Genomic DNA, 19309 nt, shown 5'->3' on the forward strand with positions numbered 1-19309 from the left:
AGCAACTTAGGTAATCTTCAGTCGACTTCACCTAGCTTCATACATGTCTTGTCTATTACCAGTTCATGCATGTAGGAGTATCAGATAATTCGTTTCAGCTCAACATGACGGCTTTCATTCCGAATTTCAGTTAATCAGTTGTGACTGTTATGACAGCCCTCCCATTTCATGCGTACGCATTTATAGGGAAACGTTTCGCACCCTCATATTGTTGGGTGGATTTTAGTGGATGGGACAAAACTTAATAATCCGATATTACAAGCTGATACCAATGACTATTATTTAAAACTTTAAAGATCAGGAGAGTCGGGCTGGAAGTGTGTTTATGGATTACCGAAATAATATACTGAGTATGGACAAAAACACGGTTTTATATGGACATGCTATGAAGAATAATACAATGTTTGGTAATCTTAAAAATTACTTTAAGCAAGGCTATGTGGATAAACATCCAATCCTATACCTCGATACCTTATATGAGGGCTATGAACAGGAGCGGTCTGCTATTCAGATGGATGTTGATTTAAGTCCAGAGGATAAAATTCTTACTTTATCGACATGTAAGGATGCTGTGATGAGTGACGATTATCGCATTGTTATGTAAGGCAAGTTAGTAAAACGTGGAGGGGAGAATAGATAGGGATGTACCGATAATAAAATGTACCCTTTGTAAAGGACATTTTGAAAAAGGTTAGGCAACTTCTTGAAGCTGCTGTCTGTATTTTGCAGGCGGCAGCTTTTTTAAATTCCATTGCCCTCGATAATGATTGTAGTAAATCATATAACTCTTAATTTCTTTCTTTACTTCTTCTAACGTTTCACATGCTCTAATAGTTGTTTCATCTTTAAAATGCCCAAAGAACGATTCTTGTGGCGCATTATCCCAACAGTTTCCTCGACGTGACATGGACTGTCCTAAGCCAATTTTCTTCACTAAGGCTCGGAATTTTGGATTCGTATAGTGGAAACCTTGATCCGAATGGATAAAGGCATCCTCCCTTAAATGCCGATGTTTCTTTAATTTATGTAACGTATTGAGCGCAATTTCTATACCCAATGTAGAGGATACTTCATACGCTAAAATTTCATTTGTTTCGGCGTCTTTTATCGTTGATAAATAAGCACGTTTACCGCCTCCATATGTTAAATATGTGATGTCGGTTAGTAATACTTTTCCTGCCACACCTTGCTTGAAGTTGCGCTGTAAATTGTTAGGGCATATACGGTGTTCCTTCGTTGCTTTTGCCATACGACGCGCTGGATTGGCTTTTCGAATGGGACAGATAATATTAAACTTTTTCATAATGCGACGGATACGCTTAAGGTTGTACGTAATTTCATATTGGTTTTCTAGTGTCATTTTTATTTGACGTGCGCCTTTCTTTCGTCCTCGGAAATGAAAGGCCTTTAAAATGACTTCTTTCACCACTTCATCTTCTTCATTCTGTTTTTGACGAGTTAAGACAGCTTCTTCTCTAAAATAGCGATAGTAGCCTGAGCGTGAAACCTTTGCCATTTCACAAAGATATCGTACCATCCGTTTTAATTGATATTTTTCAATAATTTGATGGATTAACTCAAATTTTTGTGTAGTACTTATTTTGATTGCTTCCTTATCAGCTGCCTTTCGAGTTGATCTAGCTTTTTTAAAAATTCGTTTTCTGCTTCTAACAATTTCATCTTCGCCTCTAAGCGGGCGTATTTTTCTTCTATACTTAATTCGCGTTCTAAAGGGCGACCTGAAGCATGTTTTCTGGCATCTTCTAAGCCTGTAAGCCCATGCTCTTTATAAGCTGTACGCCAACGATTCGAAGCTCTCCGAATACGAGCTGGACCAAGGGCTTCAATGTCAAAACCCGCCTCAAAAAAGATTTCACTTGGATATTTTCCTTTATCGTATTCATCAATAAAAAATTCTTTAAATTCATCTGTATAAGTAATGGCTTTCGCGCTTACTGTTTTGACGTATGGATTTAATTTTAATTGTGCCTGTTGTTGTTCCGAAAAAAATTTTTTAGTCATACAATCTACCACCGCTCGTTTTTTCTTCATTATAAATAAAAATACCCTATAAGATGACCTTTTTGAAAGTGTCTATCTTATAGGGTACATTTTATAACTCGTACATCCTTTTTTATATTTTAAAAATTTACTTTTAATTACTTGACGTAACTAAATTATTAATATATAGTAAGTTACAGAAAGTAATTAAAAACTTTTCATAAGCTAAGATGTAAACAAATAAGTAACTACAAATGTTTATCCTATCCCATTTTGGGTAACATAAAAGATGTAGTTGCTTCATATTTTAAAATATATCTCGAAATCGAGATAAAATCAACCAATTGGAGGAATTTATAATGGCAAAATGGAACATTGATTTAGGACACTCAGCAATTAACTTTCAAGTAAAACACATGATGGTATCAAAAGTTAAGGGTGTATTTGACAGTTACTCAGCAGATATTGAGGCAGCAGATCTTGCAGATTTAACAACTGCTAACATTAGCTTTACAATCGACCCAGCAAGCATTAATACACGTAGCGAAGATCGTGATAATCATTTAAAAGCAGCAGATTTCTTTGATGCAGAAAAATATCCAACGATTACGTTTAAATCTACAAACATTGCTAAAAAAGCAGGCGATGAATATGCAGTAACTGGTGATTTAACAATCAAAGACGTTACAAAATCAGTAACGTTTGATACAGAATTTAATGGAAAAGGCACAAATCCATGGGGTCAAGAAGTATACGGCTTTGAAGCTGAAACAACAATTAATCGTGAAGACTTTGGTCTAACTTGGAATGCGGCATTAGAAACTGGTGGGGTCCTTGTTGGGAAAGATATTAAAATAACGGTTGAATTAGAAATTAATCCAGCTTAAAAATAGATAGCTAGGGCATGTTTGAAATAATTTTCAAACATGCTTTTTATATAGCTTAAAATAGATACTTGTAAACTAGTAAAAAGAATTTGAGAAAAATTACCAACAAATAAGTTTCTTGCATATTTTTAGTAATTACTGCATATAAATCATCATATTGTTTTTGGGGGCGATAGGATGAATGTATTAGTGACAGGTGGCTATGGTTTTATTGGTAGTGCAGTAGGTAGGCGCTTTTTTGAAGAAGATGCGACGATTTATATTATTGATAATTTAAGTACGGGGCATTTACGGAATGTTGACTTTGAGCATAAATCCTATCTTTTAAATGTTGAAGATGAGGTTTGCGAGCATCTTTTTAAGGAAATAAACTTTGATGTGGTCGTCCATTGTGCAGCGCAAACGAGCGTGCAGCAATCTATCCAGGAGCCAGTAAAGGATATTTTGACAAATATCGTTGGGCTTAGCCAAATGCTCTTTTTATCATCTAAGTATAAGGTACAGCACTTTGTCTTTGCCTCCTCAGCAGCTGTTTATGGAGATAGTCACTATCCACCATTAGAAGAATCCGATGTCTGTGAACCAATATCTATGTACGGATTAAATAAGAGCATTGGCGAAACCTACTGTGAGAAATGGCAAAAAGATTATCGTTTGCCCGTTCTCATATATAGGTTTGCCAATGTTTTCGGTCCAGGACAGCAAATGCAAGGTGAAGCGGCCGTGATTCCAAGTATGTTAAAAAGCAGTATAGCAGGTAAACCATTTACAATTTACGGTGATGGTGAACAAACGCGTGATTTTATTTATGTAGATGATATTGCTGATGCTATTTATGCAGGTGTATCAGCGCGTTTACAAGGTACGTATAATGTATCCACTAATGAGGCTTGGTCTATTCACCAAGTCATCTTACTGCTCCAACATTTAAATCATCCACTAGAAATTCAATATGCCCCAGCACGAGAAGGAGATATTGAGCATTCATTTTTAAATAATGATAAATTAGCGAATGCAATTGGTTGGAAGCCTAAAATTTCTTTTGCAGAAGGCATTGAACGTACACTGCACGCGCTACAAAATGAAACATTAGCAGAAATTCAACAAAAAAGTGGATAAAGTTTAAAGGCATATTACATTGCGTAATATGTTGCATGGGCTAGAAACCTTGTTGTATGAATGTTTCTAGCCTGTTTTTTTATTGATTGGCCCCACTTTTAGCCCCACTTGTTTGTAAACTTTGACTAAATAAAGATACAGATTCAGTCTCCATTTCTTTCAAAACATGTCCATATACTTTATAAACCATATCAGGCGTGTTACCCAATCTTTCAGCTATTACCTTCACATTTACTCCTCTATTCAACAAAACGGTACAGTGTGTATGACGTAAACCATGTACAGTTATTTTAGGAAGCGATTCCAAACATAGGGAGGTGTAATTAATTGAATGAAAAAGAAGTACATCGAAAATACCTTCAAGATTTTCAAGCGAGAATTAAAATGAAATCACAGACCAATCCACAAATTTTACAAGCACTACAGCTTTCCTAAGCTTTACGTGACGCTTATGCATTGTGTAAGGGGAGTACATCGCTATAACCCATTAAAAGGGCACAGATACACGTTCAATATAGTTCTACAACGGATGTTTGAGAGCAAAAGTATCTAGACCTACAGGATGAAATTTCAAGGCTAAAAGTAGAACTACTTTTAGCAAATACTGATAGAACTATTTATAAAAAACAACTAGAGTTAAATAAGGTTACCCCATTAATATAAGATAGCCATAAAACACTTACTTCGGTAGGTGTTTTTTTATATCCATTAATTGTACGTGTATGTCAGAAACAAGCATTTGTACGTTCGCTTGTACGTCTTGTGAAGAAACAAGCAATTGAGACTACTAAATTGGTAGTCTCTTTTTCATGAGAACAGCGTATCTCCTAGATATGCAGCAGCATAAGAGGGAGAAAAGACTTGGTGGAGAAGGGGTGTTCTCAAAGTGAAAGATAGTGGGAGAACAATCACAATAATTTATTGAAGTCTTGACCCAAACAAGTGTCTATTAACACGATTCTTTGTAATGGTTTAAGGATACTGTTATTTAAATACTTATTACCCATTTACTATAAAACAATAATAAATTAGTATATTAATATCTTTATTTTACTAACATATATGGGGGATGTTTACAATTTTAACGAAGAAGAATAGAAGTATATTGGTCGTTTTTATTACAACATTATTTGTTATTATCTCTGCAACACAAGCATATGCTTATGTTCGAAATGGCCCCAATGGTAAATGGAGTGCCGTTAGTGCAGCTAATTTAACTTATTGGAAAGATGCTTCTGTTGGTAGTTATGGTTATGGAGGTCGCGTTGATTATGGGGCCACTCAATGGAATAATGTATCGACAAAGGTGAAACTTACACCTGTTACATCGGGTTATGTAGATATAAAAATTTATGCAGGTGACACAGGGGATACAAGTGTAGCTGATGCCCTAAACTACAAAACTGATTTCTTTGGAAACTATGTTGCATGTTGGGATTGCACTTATGAAATGTCAAGAATAAGGATTAATCAACCAGTATATAAAAATATATCTGAAAAATGGCAATACAAGGCACCAGGACATGAGTTTGGTCATTCTCTTGGATTAGATCACTCTAATACATCACCAGCCATCATGCTTCAAGGAGATCTTGATTATAGTGTAACCCAGACGGATGACAAAAATGGCCTAAAAGCCATATATGGGAAATAGACAGGGGGAATATTTTAATGGTAAACAAAAAAACTAAATATGGATTAATTGTATTATTAGCTATAATCGCTGTCGGCTATGCTACGTTTGTCTATCTCGACAATACTTTAAAAAGTACCATCATATCCCGTTCTGATATGCAGATATACCAAGAGGTTTCTGAAATAGAAAATGATTCAGATGTTATCGCAACTGTCCGTGTAACACCAAACGTAATAAATCATATGGAATATGACAATGATGGATTACCACTGTGGTATTGGACCGAACGTGAGGTTATAATTACGAAACCCATAAAGGGGGAAGTAAAGATTGGTGATAAGTTAACTGTCCTTGAGCCATATGCAATTGGCGAAAATAAGACTATTGGGAAGCTCGAGGTTATTTCCGAACAATATACCAAGATGGCTGATGAAGAAGAATACATCATGTTTTTAGTAGAGCGCGAAGATGGAAAGTTCATGATTGCAGGAAAAGATCAGGGAAAAGCAATGATTAAACCGAGCAAGGAATTTTCAACCAACTTAGAAGCTGGCTCGGAATTTGAAGAATTACACAAAAAAATTAGAGCAAAATATGAATAAAGTAATCTTTACTTTATCAAATTGTTCATTTCGTAAATAAAATTAAAATTGTTATTAAAGTAACTGAGCTATAGTTTAATATGATAGGACTTGCAATGTGATTATTCTTCATAACTGTAAGTCCTTTTATTATGCTCGAGAAAGCTCCTGTGGGACATCCAGACATTGCTCCTATTGCAACCCCAAGGTTATAGCGTTTTTAATGTAAAATAGGTTTCGGAATAGAGGAAGAATAAGTAATACGTAGTCACAATAACCAGATGTGGCTTTTTAAATTTCCTCATAATTCTACCATTTACATATAACTCCATTCATTATAATATTCTCTGGAGGAAAAAATGAAAACAATATTGATGGTATTTAACAATGCATGGGTAATAAGTATTGTAACAGGCGTGATAGTATACTTTATAACAAATTGGATGAATAAATTAAAAATAATAAAGACTATCAGAAAAATATAAGACAAGTTACAAAAGAAGTTTTAAGTATAATGAGATCTTATTATTTAGCAACATGCACAAAGCATAAAGTAGAATTAAAAGATGCAGATGATATAGTAAGTATATTAGATATGTTGATTAAAGAAATTTTAGATTCAAGTTTTTTACCAAAAGATGATAAGGAGAACTATTCTAAAGAAATTGAAAAAGTAAAGTATCATTTTATAAATGACGAAATTGATAATACGGAAATAGCTAATTATAAATTGAAAGAAGAAGAGAATACTAGGACATATAGCAGAATGGTTAGCTTATTATTAGCAGGGCTTTCTACTCTTTTTTCTTATCTTACTTTATTAAAAATGGATGGATTTTCATTACCTTTAGATTCAAACATAGAAAAAATTAAATATCTTGCGCTAGTGATTTTAACTATATTTGTAATAGTTATTTCTATGATTATGTATCTTGAAGTTAAAAGCAAAGTAAAAAATAAATAAAGGTCACGGTCATAATAAACAAAAATGCCCTATAAGATGACCTTTTTTAAGTGTCTATCTTATAGGGTACAGTTTATTAACCCCAATCCAACTCAGACATTTTTGTACGCATGTTCGTCGTATATTTTTAATCCAAGTTTTTACATTTATCTAGCCCTACTCATTAACCGCCATTATTGAATTCATTGGTCCCAATCTAGCCCCACTTAGCCCCAAAAGCATACTCCATTATGCTTTATTCTGCATAATTATTTTAACATATATAAGTTGGAAACCCTTGATATAACTGAATTTAAGGTATTTAAAGCGATGTTTTGCATTCAATTAGTATTACATTGCGTAATATGTCTTTTTCTATGTCTATAGTATAATAATTCATTAAAGAAATGGTTGTGGACGGAGGCTTACATATGCTTGTAGATTTTAGAGTAAAAAATTGCTTAAGTTATAAAGATGATACGTTGTTTTCAATGGTAGCGGGAAGTCGCCTACGAAAATGGAAGGACACCCATACAATTCAGTTTGATACACTACGTCTTGTAAAAAGTGCATTTATTTTTGGCCCAAATGGAAGCGGAAAATCTAATCTTTTTACGGCTATTAAAGTATTACGATCCTTGCTTTTTAATTTTGAAAACTTAAATAATGTAAAGCAGTTACGTTTACCCTATCAACCGTTTAAGTTAGGAAGTCAGCAAGACAAACCAACCGAGTTTATGATATCGCTTTTTTTGGACGGCGCTTTATATGATTATGAAATACAGTATAATGCTTCTCAAGTTCTCTATGAACGTCTTGTGAAAACGAACAAGTCACTGAAGGAAGAACTATTTGTCAGACAATGGGATGGTACAGAATATTCTTATGAAACATTTCAAACAGCTTCACAGGAATTGACAAAATATACACGTAATAATACAGCCTTTCTATCAGTATTACATGTTTTTAATGATCCAGACGCTTTAAAGATATTCGATTGGTTTTTACATAAAATTCTTTTCCTAGATGAAGCAAATCGGTTATCAAATCATCCTCTTATTCGTAAACTTGAAGAGGAGCCCTTTAAAAAGGAAGTGATTAAACTTCTAAAGATTGCAGACCTCTCCATTCAAGATGTCACTGCTAGACGTGTGGAACGCAGAGAGAAAAATACAATTGGCTATGAGTTTGATTCATCTGAAGTGATTCAAGAAGTAGATATTGATCTACATTATTTATCGTTTGATGAAGCAGGTGCACCGATAGGGACAGAAACAATTAATTGGACAATGGACTCTAAGGGGACAGTGCGAATGCTGCATTTAGCCTGTGTGATGGTAGATGCTTATAATAAAGGAAAAACTATTTTTATAGACGAATTCGACACAGCATTCCATGTATCGATTTGTGAGTTTTTAATGGCTATTATGAATAGTAAACGCAATAGCAGTAATCAATTCGTCGTGACGAGTCATGAAATAGAATTACTTGATCAGCCATTACGCTCCGATCAAATTTGGTTTGTTAATAAAAGTTTTAAAAATGAATCGGAATTATACTCCTTATTTGATTTTGCAGATTTACAAAAGAAACGTGGAGATCTTTCTTATGCGAAACGCTATATGAAAGGGGAATTTGGTGCAACACCTGTTATTAATGAGTATTTATCTGAACAATACTTAGAAGAAGCGGAGGTATCTGAGCAGTGAGAGTACGTCAACAAGGGAGCCGAACACTGCGTAAAACCATTTTAATTTATTGTGAAGGTGAAACAGAACGCATCTATTTTGAACAAATGCGTATTTTAAAGCGCTCTAAGATGGTTAGCGTCAAAATAAAAAACGTTAAACGTTCAGCGATCAAACTGGCCCAACATGCTTATAGAGATTCCAGCTATCAATACTTTGATGAGGTTTGGATTGTTTTTGATAAGGATGATCTAACCGAAAAGCAATTAGAGGAAGTAAATCAATTTTGTGAGGAAAAAAATATTCATATTGCCTATACAAATGAAGCATTTGAATTGTGGTTACTCTTGCATTTTGAGGAAGTCGACAGTACAGAAAAATACCCCCGGGCTGTCCTAAATGACAAAATGGAACAGCATCTTGGTGTGAGTCGTTATTTTCGGCATAAGGCTGATGAATCCATCATAGCCCCCATTGCATTACGACATGAGGTAGCAATTAAAAATTGCACAGATATGATGGCCCTCCGAGAGACAGAGAGCCGTGACAACCCATACTGTAACATACATGAAATGATACGATACATATTTTAAAATGGAGCAGGTTTTCTATTAACAAATAGAAGCCTGTTTTTATCTTTACATAAGGCTTTGTCTAAATGAAGGCATGTTTCTTTTTCAAAAACATATAGTGTATATGGAGCGAAATTCAGTACATGTATGAAAGGGGATTGCGTGGATAACTCAAAGTCGAATCAATCCAAAAATGTAGAAGGAAACGCAAAGGATCATCAACTTGAGCCGTTTCGTGTCGAGAATGAGGGCACGAAAATGACAACGAATCAGGGACTAAGGGTGTCCAATGATGAAGATTCGTTAAAGGCAGGTGTTCGTGGCCCGACAATTATGGAGGATTTTCATCTTAGAGAAAAAATCACCCATTTTGATCATGAGCGTATTCCAGAGCGTGTTGTACATGCCAGAGGTTTTGCAGCACATGGCGAGTTTGAACTATATGAATCCATGTCAGAGTATACGAAGGCGAAATTTTTACAGGACCCGAAAAAGAAAACACCGGTGTTTGTCAGATTTTCGACAGTGGTAGGGAGCTTAGGTTCGATGGACACAGCTCGTGATGTACGTGGGTTTGCAACGAAATTTTATACGGATGAGGGGAACTATGATTTAGTCGGTAATAATATCCCTGTCTTTTTTATTCAGGATGCCATTAAATTTCCCGATTTGATTCATGCCGTAAAGCCTGAGCCACACAATGATATGCCACAAGCAGCCTCAGCTCATGATACGTTTTGGGATTTTGTAGCGAATAACCAAGAGATTGCTCATATGATTATGTGGCATATGTCTGATCGAACAATTCCTAGAAGCTTTCGTATGATGGAAGGCTTCGGTGTGCATACGTTCCGTTTCGTCAATGACAAAGGTAGATCAAGATTTGTTAAATTCCATTGGAAGCCTGTGTTAGGAGTGCATTCTCTTGTGTGGGATGAAGCTCAAATAATTGCAGGGAAGGATCCCGATTTTCAACGTAGAGATTTATGGGAAGCCATCGAAATTGGAGATTATCCAGAGTTTGAGTTAGGTATACAAATACTAGAACCTGAGGATGAATTTAAATTTGATTTTGATATTTTAGATGCGACAAAGCTATGGCCAGAGGAGCTAGTGCCTGTAAAGAAAATTGGAAAGATGACCTTAAATCGCAATGTGGATAATGTCTTTGCTGAAACAGAGCAAGTTGCCTTCCATCCAGGTAATGTTGTACCTGGCATAGATTTTACGAATGATCCTCTACTACAAGGTCGATTGTTTTCCTATTTAGATACACAATTGATTCGCTTAGGTGGACCAAATTTTGCAGAAATCCCTATTAATCGCCCGATTTGCCCAGTGCATAACAATCAACGTAATGGCTTTAGTCGACAGACCATTAATTTAGGCAGGGTAAGCTATCATAAAAATTCATTAGCAAATAATACACCAGCTACTTCTACTGCAAAAGAAGGCGGTTATGTTCATTATGAAGAAAAGGTTGAGGGACGAATCACAAGAGCACGTAGTAAATCCTTTGACGATCACTTTTCACAAGCAAGGCTATTTTGGAACAGCATGTCTCCACCTGAAAAACAACACATTATCGATGCCTTTAGCTTCGAAGTAGGAAAAGTGAAAAGTAAATCTGTTCGACAGCAAGTAGTGGATATGTTTGTTCATGTGGATAAAGTAATGGCTACCACAGTGGCAGACAACGTTGGTGTTAATCGACCTAATGGCGAGCAGTCTAAAGTAACGGCCTCTTCACCTGCACTAAGTCAAGCCAATACCGTTAAATTACCCTATACGTTGAAAGTAGGCGTCTTAATTGGTGATGGCTTTGATGCAAATGAAGTCGGGGAAGTATTGAAATATTTAACAAGACAAGGTGTTCGCTATAGCATAATCTCTGATCGACTAGGTGTGGTAATAGGGAATAATGGTGTGCAATTAACGGCTACTGACACATTTATTACAACCGATGCTGTATTATTTGACTCATTATATGTTGTTGGAGTAAAGGCAAGTAATCAGGCGAAATTCAATACTTATATCGTCAATTATATAAATGAAGCATATCGCCACTTTAAGCCTATAGGATTTGCTGCAACTGGCACAACCTTCTTCAATATGTCGAATGCCAATGTAGGGCCAGGAATCGTTTTAGCTACAGGTAATAAAGATTTTCCGAAAAAGTTTGTAGCTGCCATTGCCCAGCAACGATTTTGGCAACGAAATATTTATTAAAAAGATCAATGAGCGTCGAATACTCATGAAAGAGAAGCAAATACCCGCGGAGAGAAAGCCTTATACCTGCGAAAGAGAAACGAATGCTCATAAACGTATATAAATAAGTCAAAAGGCCTTTCATTGTAATGAAAGGCTTTTACTATGTCTGTCATTGCATTCAAAATTTGCAAATGATATGGTGGTACATGAGGTGAAAATTATGGAAAATTTTGATATTGCTATTATTGGAGCGGGACCAGGTGGCTATGTGGCTGCCATACATGCAGCCAAGAATGGCAAAAAAGTAGCACTCATCGAACGAGATAAATTGGGAGGAGCCTGCTATAATGTTGGCTGCATTCCATCAAAGATTTTATTGGAGCATAGTAAACTTGTGCAGGAAATAAAAAGAGGGAATAGCTGGGGAATAGAAGTGCCTAAAGTGGAAATTAATTTTCCTCGACTAATGCAACGGAAAGATACAATTATTCATGAACTACTAACAAACCTTGAGCAATATATTATCAATAATCATATAACTTTATATCGTGGTGAAGCTTCAGTCGTAAAGGACTTAACGATAACTATCGGGAATGAGACGATAATGGCATCAGATATAATTTTAGCGACAGGTAGTAAACCCTTTGTTCCACGATTCGAAGGGTTAGAGACATCCACCTACCATACGACGGACACATTTTTTGAGATAGACAAGCTTCCAGCACAGCTAACAATCATTGGCGGGGGCGTAATTGCCATTGAAATGGCGTTTAGTTTAGCACCACTTGGTACAAAGGTAACAGTGCTTAATCATAGCGAGGATATTTTACAAACGGAAGAGGCGGAAGCAAGACCGCTGATTCGAGAAAAGATGAAGAAATTTGGTATTGAACTTGTGACAGATTTTCATTTTGAAAAATTTGAAGGTAATATCATTCATACATCTAAAGGATCTTATACATATGAAAACCTTTTATTTGCTACTGGACGTCGTCCCAATATAGAAATTGCTGAGCAACTAGGATTAGCTTTTGATGGTCGATTAATCGCTGTTAATGAGCATTTTGAAACAAGCCTGCCGAATATTTATGCGATAGGTGACTTAGTGGGTGGTTATCAACTTGCACATTCTGCCAGTGCTGAAGGAATTTACGTTGTCGATTATATTGTAGGAAATCAACCAATACCAATTGATCAAACAAGCATTCCACGTTGTGTTTATACAAACCCTGAAATTGCTACATTTGGTTTACTAGAAGAGCAAGTCAAGGCACCGTACATTGTAACGAAAATGCCACTACAAACAAACCCAAAGGCATTAATGGAGGGGAATACTGAAGGCTTTGTCAAGCTAATTTCATCTAAGGATAATGGGCAAATTTTAGGGGCTTGTGTAGTAGCTGATGGTGCAACAGAAATACTTAATGCACTATTAGCAACAAAAAATGCTGGGGGTACAGCTCGAACACTTGCACATATGATTTTTCCACATCCTACTGTATCGGAGCATATTGGAGATGTGGCTAAAGCTGTGTTTGGGAAAGCAATACACCAATAAAAAGCTGTTGACATTCTAGAAATTTATGTTAAATTAATTTTATAAGAATACTAGGAATTTAAGTTAACTAGACATCTAGAGGCTTCTATTTTACAAAACGGTGTTTCATCGATTTGTAGAATAGGGGCCTTTTTTATAACATTGCTAAAAGGAGTGGGCAAGATGACAAAAGCAGTCATTATTAATGGAAGTAATTCGAAAAATTCTAGAGTTACCGCCATTCATGAAAAGGTGGAGAATCATTTTATTGCACAAGGAGTAGAGGTTCACTCAAATTATATACATGAGCTCCCAGCTACAGATTTATTAACAGCGAATTTTTCTAGTAAGCAAATACAGTCTGAAAATGAGCATGTTAAGGAAGCAGATTTTATTGTCATCCTTACACCAATTTATAAAGCATCCTATACAGGTATTTTGAAGACTTACTTGGATCTACTACCGCAAAAAGCCTTGCTCGATAAGGCTATACTCCCCATTGCTGTAGGAGGTTCGATTAGTCATTTGTTGGCATTGGAATATGCATTAAAGCCAGTATTAGCTGTACTAGGAGCCACTTCCATTACCAATTCTGTTTACATTGTAGATAAACAAATTATACGTTTGGAAGAGGGCGGCTTTGCGATAGAAGAAGAGGCTATCAGTAGACTTGAAGCACAATTAAATCAGTTGCAGCAAGCATTCATTGTTAATTAGAATAAATAAAAACGCATTATAGGGGCATCCTATAATGCGTTATTTTTTAATTTCCTTCTGGATTTTCTTCATTCTCCACAGGTATTGTAGAGAGATATAAGAAAGCCTCATCTTGCAATAGCAATATTTTTTCTTCACAAATTCCATGCGATAATGGTCCAGAAAAAATGGACTCCCACCATGTTCCTGTTGTTGTTGTCATTCATCTACGCCCCCGTTTCGGTTTTAATATGTAGTTGTATATTTCCCGAGATGAAAAAACTAAAACATTTCATTTCACATATTGCTATTTCACCCCCTCGATGTAGAAAGAGGATTTTTGCCTCTCGATGTTGTATCGTATAGACAAAGATAGTTTGTTTCAAAATGAAAAAACTATGTATGCCATTTTAAAAAAAGGGGTGCTTTATTGATGAATTTTACGTCAAAAGATGTGGAAAATATGATTACAGAGCAACGTCAATTTTATTTTTCACGTGCTACAAAAAGTGTGAAATTTAGAAAAGAGCAATTAAAGAAATTAAAAACTTCAATTTTGAAATATGAGAAGGAAATATTAAATGCGCTTTACTTAGACCTTCGTAAAAGTGAATTTGAAGCGTATGCAACAGAAATTGGCATTGTATTAGATAGTATTTCATATATGGTAAAACATGTAGAAGAATGGATGGAACCAGAAGCAGTCAAAACACCAATACAATATCAAATGGGCAAGAGCTTTATTGTTCGTGAGCCCTATGGCGTAACGTTAATTATTGGGCCATTTAATTATCCATTCCAACTTGTAATGGAGCCACTGATTGGCGCCATAGTTGGAGGAAACACAGCAATCGTCAAACCATCAGAAACCTCTGTACACACAGCAGTCATTGTGAAAAAAATCATTGAGGAAACATTCCCGTCTTCATATGTACGTGTCGTGGAAGGCGAAAAGGAAGAGGTTACGGCTCTTATTCATGCTTCCTTCGATTATATCTTTTTTACAGGTAGTGTAGCCGTTGGTAAAGTAGTAGCAAAAGCTGCTGCAGAACGTTTGACACCAGTTGCGTTAGAGCTTGGTGGCAAAAGTCCAGCAATTGTCGATCAAACAGCAAATCTAGAGGTAGCAGCAAAGCGGATTGTGTGGGGTAAATTTACTAATACTGGACAGACATGTGTGGCCCCTGATTATCTGCTTGTACACAAAGACGTTTATGACCGTTTTATGAAAATATTAAAAGAAACAATCCGTTCGTTTTATGGCAAAAATCCTTTAAAAAGCCCTGATTATGGACGTATCGTTAATTTAAAACAATTTGATCGTTTACAGCAAATAATTGTGGACGAACGTGATGCCATTACATATGGTGGACGAATAGATCGGGATGATTTATATATTGAACCTACAATAGTTGAATATGTAAAATGGACAAGTCCATCCATGCAGGAAGAACTATTTGGTCCTATCTTACCTGTTATGATGTATAATGATTTGCCACTTGCCATTCATCAAATCCGGCAATTACCAAAGCCTTTAGCGGCATACTTCTTCTCAGAACATGAAAAAGCCATGCAATACTTTTTAGAAGAATTACCATTTGGTGGGGGATGTATTAACGACACCATCACACATGTTGGAAATTTACATTTACCATTTGGTGGTGTAGGTCCATCAGGTGTGAAAGCATACCATGGCAAAGCGAGCTTTGAAAACTTTACTCACCCGAAATCTATCTTGAAGAAATCTTCCAAGCTGGAGACAAATGTGTTGTTCCCGCCATATAAACAGAAAGTGAAAATTGTGCGCTCAATTATGAAATAGTTTAACAATGGAGGTATCTTCTTGATGCCTCCATTGTAACTATAAGCTTACCATGCATAGACAAGTGTTCTCTAAATAACCTTTTCTCGTTATGTCGAAAAATGCCGATTGGTGATTATAAATGAAAATTTGAAGAAAACATGATTTTTTCCTCAAATGAAAGCGGTTTCGTTGAAAAAACACTAGAGAGGCATTTTATTTATCATGAAATAAGTAGTAAAATAAGTTCAATAGAACGTGGGGGATTTCATATTGTCGTTTTTTGTCGATTATTAAGAATGATGACATGAGTGTAGAGATTGATTGGAGGATTATGAAATGTATGCAGAGGAATTGTTAAGCGCATTACCTTTGAAAAAAATAATTGGCGTGCTGCCAGATCAGGTTAGCGATATCGTAGTAGATTCAAGAAGTGTGCAACCAAATAGCATGTTTGTTTGTATCAAAGGGTATACAGTAGATGGGCATGATTATGCGCAAAAGGCTGTAGATGGTGGCGCAACAATTGTTGTGACGGAGCGAGAATTACCGCTAGGAGAGACAATCGCACAAGTGATTGTGAAAGATACAGATCGTGCAGTAGGTTTACTAGCTGCAAAGTTCTTTGATTATCCTTCAAAGGACATAACGATGATTGGTGTAACGGGAACGAATGGTAAAACATCCGTAACAGGAATTATTCAAAATATAATGCATGGTATGGGCGAGAAATCGGCTTTATCCGGCACAATTGGCTTTAATTTAAATGGAATTTTATATGAATCAGCTAATACAACGAGTGATGCGTTATCGACACAACAAATGATTTTCCGTGCAAAAATGGAAGGCTGTCGATTAATGACAATGGAAGTTTCATCACACGGGTTAGCACTTGGACGTTTAGCAGGTGTTGATTATGATATCGCTATTTTTACGAATCTAACGCACGATCATCTTGATTTCCATGGTACGATGGAGGAATATGGCCATGCAAAAGGCTTATTATTTTCCCAACTTGGACAAGATTTAGAAAAAAATAAATTTGTTGTGTTGAATGCAGACGATGCTTGGTCAGAGAGATATGCTGCAATGACACCATTTCCAGTGTGGACATATGGTTTAAAAAATGAAAATGCTGATTTCCGCGCCATTAACTGTGAATATCACGACTATATGACATCATTTGACGTGGAAATGCCTGAAGGAATTTATCGTGTAAAAATGAATTTGCTTGGGGAATTTAATATTTATAATGTATTGGCAGCCATGATTGCGTTTTATGGTAGGGGCTATTCAATGGAGTCCATTATTGAACAAATCGAGCAACTACCGCCAGTCAAGGGTCGTATGGAGAAAGTATGTTCAGATCTACCTGTGCAAATTTTTATTGATTATGCCCATACTCCAGATGCAATTGAAAAGGCAATTCAAGCAGCGCAACCTTATAAAAAGGGCAAGTTGATTTTCTTAGTTGGAACAGGTGGCAATCGTGATAAATCGAAGCGTCCTGCCATGGCTGAAAAAGCGTCTGCTGCGGAATATGTTATTTTAACGACAGATGATCCACGCTATGAAGACTACGATAGTATTACAGACGACCTTGCTAAAGGTATGCTTCATGATAATTATGCTTGTATTGGAGATCGTGCAGAGGCAGTGCGCCATGCGATTGAAATTGCTGAACCAGGTGACATGATTATTTTTGCTGGTAAAGGCCATGAGGATTATCAAATTATCGAAAATACCAAATTTCCACATAGTGATGCAGAAATTGCGATAGAAGCAGGCCGATTAAAATTCGTGTGATGAAAGCTAAATTCTTAGGAAACCCTTTTAGTTGTAACTAAAGGGTTTTCTTTTTTGAGATTTCATGTAAAAAGGTTGTACGAAAGGCAAGTCTTCTTTTATTATTATTAAGTATGAAAAAAGGAGAATGACGAGATGAATTCAAATTTAGAACAAGATATACTATCGCGTCGTACTTTTGCCATTATCAGTCACCCTGATGCTGGGAAAACGACGATTACAGAAAAGCTTTTACTTTTTGGTGGTGCCATTCGTGATGCAGGTACAGTAAAAGGTAAAAAAACAGGTAAATTTGCAACATCGGACTGGATGGAGATCGAAAAACAACGTGGGATTTCGGTTACTTCATCTGTCATGCAATTCGATTATAATGGCTCTCGTGTGAATATTTTGGATACCCCTGGTCACCAAGATTTCTCGGAAGACACATATCGTACATTGATGGCTGTAGATAGTGCCGTCATGGTAGTGGATGCTGCCAAAGGGATCGAGGCACAGACTTTAAAGCTATTTAAAGTTTGTAAAATGCGTGGTATTCCTATTTTTACATTTATTAATAAGTTAGACCGTCAAGGGAAAGAGCCGCTTGAATTGATCGAAGAGCTTGAAGAGGTATTAGGTATCAATGCATATCCTATGAACTGGCCAATCGGTATGGGTAAAGAGTTCCTTGGTATTTATGATCGTTACAATAAACGCATTGAGCAATTCCGTACAGATGAAGCGGAACGTTTCTTACCAATTGACGACAATGGGGAGCTTGCTGTGGAGCATCCAATGAAGGTGACTTCTTATTACTCACAAGCAATGGACGATATTTTACTTTTAGATGAAGCGGGAAATGCATATTCTGAGGAAAAAATTCGTCGTGGGGAATTAACACCTGTATTCTTTGGTTCAGCATTAACGAACTTTGGTGTTCAAACTTTCCTGGAAACCTATTTACAATTCGCACCGACGCCGCAGCCAAGAATTACTGAAGATGAGCAGTTTATTGATCCTGTGGAGCATGATGAGTTTTCAGGTTTTATTTTTAAGATTCAGGCCAATATGAATCCAGCACACCGTGATCGTATTGCCTTTGTACGTATTGTTTCTGGTAAATTTGAACGTGGAATGAATATGACGTTATCTCGTACAGGGAAGTCATTTAAAGTCACACAATCTACACAGTTCCTTGCAGATGATCGTGAGACAGTAGATGAAGCAGTTGCTGGCGATATTATTGGTTTATATGATACAGGAACATACCAAATTGGAGACACTGTTGTAGGTGGCAAGAAAACATTCCAATTTGAAAAATTACCACAGTTTACACCAGAATTATTCGTCCGTGTCACGGCGAAGAACGTTATGAAATCAAAGCAATTCCATAAAGGGATTTTACAATTAGTGCAAGAGGGTGCTATTCAATACTATAAAACGCTGCATACAGAGGAAGTTATACTTGGAGCAGTTGGTCAATTACAATTTGAAGTATTTGAACATCGTATGAAAAATGAATACAATGTGGAAGTAAAAATGGAGCCAATTGGTTCGAAAATCGCACGCTGGATTGAAAATGAAGAGGATGTCAAAGAATCAATGTCATCAGGTCGATCAATGCTTGTAAAAGACCGTTTTGACAATCTTGTTTTCCTATTTGAAAATGAGTTCGCTATGCGTTGGTTTGCAGATAAAAACGAAAACATTAAACTTTATAGCCTTTTATAATTATAAAACACGAATCGACAATTTTGCGATTCGTGTTTTTTTGCAAGGAAAAATGACACTGTTTGTAGAATATATACATTATTAGGAAATATAAGTTTCCTTAGAGATAGTATCTCAA

The 19309-nt window shown here is 36.1% G+C and carries 17 protein-coding genes and 1 pseudogene; 14 read left to right on the forward strand and 4 right to left on the reverse strand.

What is annotated here, in order from left to right:
* The first annotated feature begins 325 nt into the window (after window positions 1–325).
* Window positions 326–604 (forward strand): class B sortase, encoded by a 279-nt coding sequence (locus MKZ14_RS03655; protein WP_016995480.1) that lies wholly within the window; start codon window positions 326–328, stop codon window positions 602–604.
* An 87-nt stretch (window positions 605–691) separates the two neighbouring features.
* Here MKZ14_RS03655 and MKZ14_RS03660 read toward each other — a convergent pair whose 3' ends face one another.
* Window positions 692–1702: an IS3 family transposase gene (locus tag MKZ14_RS03660; protein WP_339280999.1), complete on the reverse strand. Its 1011-nt coding sequence runs from the start codon at window positions 1700–1702 to the stop codon at window positions 692–694.
* A complete protein-coding gene (locus MKZ14_RS03665; protein ID WP_058844812.1) occupies window positions 1597–2022 on the reverse strand; it encodes an HTH domain-containing protein in 426 nt (141 codons plus the stop codon). Before MKZ14_RS03665 ends, MKZ14_RS03660 begins: the two co-directional genes overlap by 106 nt.
* A 338-nt stretch (window positions 2023–2360) precedes the next feature.
* Here MKZ14_RS03665 and MKZ14_RS03670 point away from each other — a divergent pair, with 338 nt between their 5' ends.
* Together MKZ14_RS03670 and MKZ14_RS03675 are read left to right on the forward strand one after the other, a co-directional pair.
* The gene (locus MKZ14_RS03670; protein ID WP_333006605.1) at window positions 2361–2888 is read left to right on the forward strand and encodes a YceI family protein; all 528 of its coding nucleotides are present in this window, start codon (window positions 2361–2363) and stop codon (window positions 2886–2888) included.
* A 177-nt stretch (window positions 2889–3065) separates the two neighbouring features.
* A complete protein-coding gene (locus MKZ14_RS03675) occupies window positions 3066–4007 on the forward strand; it encodes an NAD-dependent epimerase/dehydratase family protein (protein WP_016995340.1) in 942 nt (313 codons plus the stop codon).
* A 79-nt stretch (window positions 4008–4086) separates the two neighbouring features.
* Here the strand turns inward: MKZ14_RS03675 and MKZ14_RS03680 are convergent.
* Window positions 4087–4308: pseudogene (locus tag MKZ14_RS03680) on the reverse strand (tyrosine-type recombinase/integrase); the annotation flags it as partial.
* Between the two features lie 768 nt (window positions 4309–5076).
* Between MKZ14_RS03680 and MKZ14_RS03685 the strand changes: the two are divergent.
* The 8 genes from MKZ14_RS03685 (at window position 5077) to ssuE (ending at window position 13892) form a co-directional block, all read left to right on the forward strand.
* The gene (locus MKZ14_RS03685; RefSeq protein ID WP_016995337.1) at window positions 5077–5661 is read left to right on the forward strand and encodes a matrixin family metalloprotease; all 585 of its coding nucleotides are present in this window, start codon (window positions 5077–5079) and stop codon (window positions 5659–5661) included.
* Window positions 5662–5678: 17 nt separating this feature from the next.
* On the forward strand, window positions 5679–6245 hold the full coding sequence (locus MKZ14_RS03690; RefSeq protein WP_333006604.1) for a hypothetical protein: 567 nt from the start codon (window positions 5679–5681) through the stop codon (window positions 6243–6245).
* A gap of 493 nt (window positions 6246–6738) precedes the next feature.
* Window positions 6739–7188 (forward strand): hypothetical protein, encoded by a 450-nt coding sequence (locus MKZ14_RS03695; protein WP_016995334.1) that lies wholly within the window; start codon window positions 6739–6741, stop codon window positions 7186–7188.
* Between the two features lie 410 nt (window positions 7189–7598).
* Complete coding sequence (locus tag MKZ14_RS03700; RefSeq protein WP_312123773.1) at window positions 7599–8876, forward strand: ATP-binding protein; 1278 nt, start codon at window positions 7599–7601, stop codon at window positions 8874–8876.
* On the forward strand, window positions 8873–9448 hold the full coding sequence (locus MKZ14_RS03705; RefSeq protein ID WP_016993453.1) for an RloB family protein: 576 nt from the start codon (window positions 8873–8875) through the stop codon (window positions 9446–9448). The genes MKZ14_RS03700 and MKZ14_RS03705 overlap by 4 nt, the downstream gene beginning before the upstream one ends.
* Before the next feature lie 126 nt (window positions 9449–9574).
* Window positions 9575–11656 carry a catalase gene (locus MKZ14_RS03710; protein WP_333006603.1) on the forward strand — a complete coding sequence of 694 codons (2082 nt, stop codon included), beginning with the start codon at window positions 9575–9577 and terminating at the stop codon, window positions 11654–11656.
* Between the two features lie 202 nt (window positions 11657–11858).
* Window positions 11859–13196 (forward strand): dihydrolipoyl dehydrogenase, encoded by a 1338-nt coding sequence (gene lpdA, locus MKZ14_RS03715; protein ID WP_269898991.1) that lies wholly within the window; start codon window positions 11859–11861, stop codon window positions 13194–13196.
* 162 nt (window positions 13197–13358) lie between these two features.
* Window positions 13359–13892, forward strand: a complete 534-nt coding sequence (gene ssuE, locus MKZ14_RS03720) for an NADPH-dependent FMN reductase (protein ID WP_048392005.1) — start codon at window positions 13359–13361, stop codon at window positions 13890–13892.
* 46 nt (window positions 13893–13938) lie between these two features.
* Here ssuE and MKZ14_RS03725 read toward each other — a convergent pair whose 3' ends face one another.
* Window positions 13939–14094 carry a hypothetical protein gene (locus MKZ14_RS03725; protein ID WP_004224556.1) on the reverse strand — a complete coding sequence of 52 codons (156 nt, stop codon included), beginning with the start codon at window positions 14092–14094 and terminating at the stop codon, window positions 13939–13941.
* 210 nt (window positions 14095–14304) lie between these two features.
* Here MKZ14_RS03725 and MKZ14_RS03730 point away from each other — a divergent pair, with 210 nt between their 5' ends.
* From MKZ14_RS03730 to MKZ14_RS03740, 3 genes are all read left to right on the forward strand, one after another.
* Window positions 14305–15693 carry an aldehyde dehydrogenase gene (locus MKZ14_RS03730; RefSeq protein ID WP_103117506.1) on the forward strand — a complete coding sequence of 463 codons (1389 nt, stop codon included), beginning with the start codon at window positions 14305–14307 and terminating at the stop codon, window positions 15691–15693.
* Window positions 15694–16011: 318 nt separating this feature from the next.
* On the forward strand, window positions 16012–17478 hold the full coding sequence (locus MKZ14_RS03735; protein ID WP_269898990.1) for a UDP-N-acetylmuramoyl-L-alanyl-D-glutamate--2,6-diaminopimelate ligase: 1467 nt from the start codon (window positions 16012–16014) through the stop codon (window positions 17476–17478).
* Between the two features lie 135 nt (window positions 17479–17613).
* Window positions 17614–19191: a peptide chain release factor 3 gene (locus MKZ14_RS03740; protein WP_048392002.1), complete on the forward strand. Its 1578-nt coding sequence runs from the start codon at window positions 17614–17616 to the stop codon at window positions 19189–19191.
* Window positions 19192–19309: the final 118 nt, after the last annotated feature.

Source organism: Lysinibacillus sp. FSL P2-0066 (assembly GCF_037969495.1).
Lineage (GTDB): Bacteria > Bacillota > Bacilli > Bacillales_A > Planococcaceae > Lysinibacillus > Lysinibacillus boronitolerans.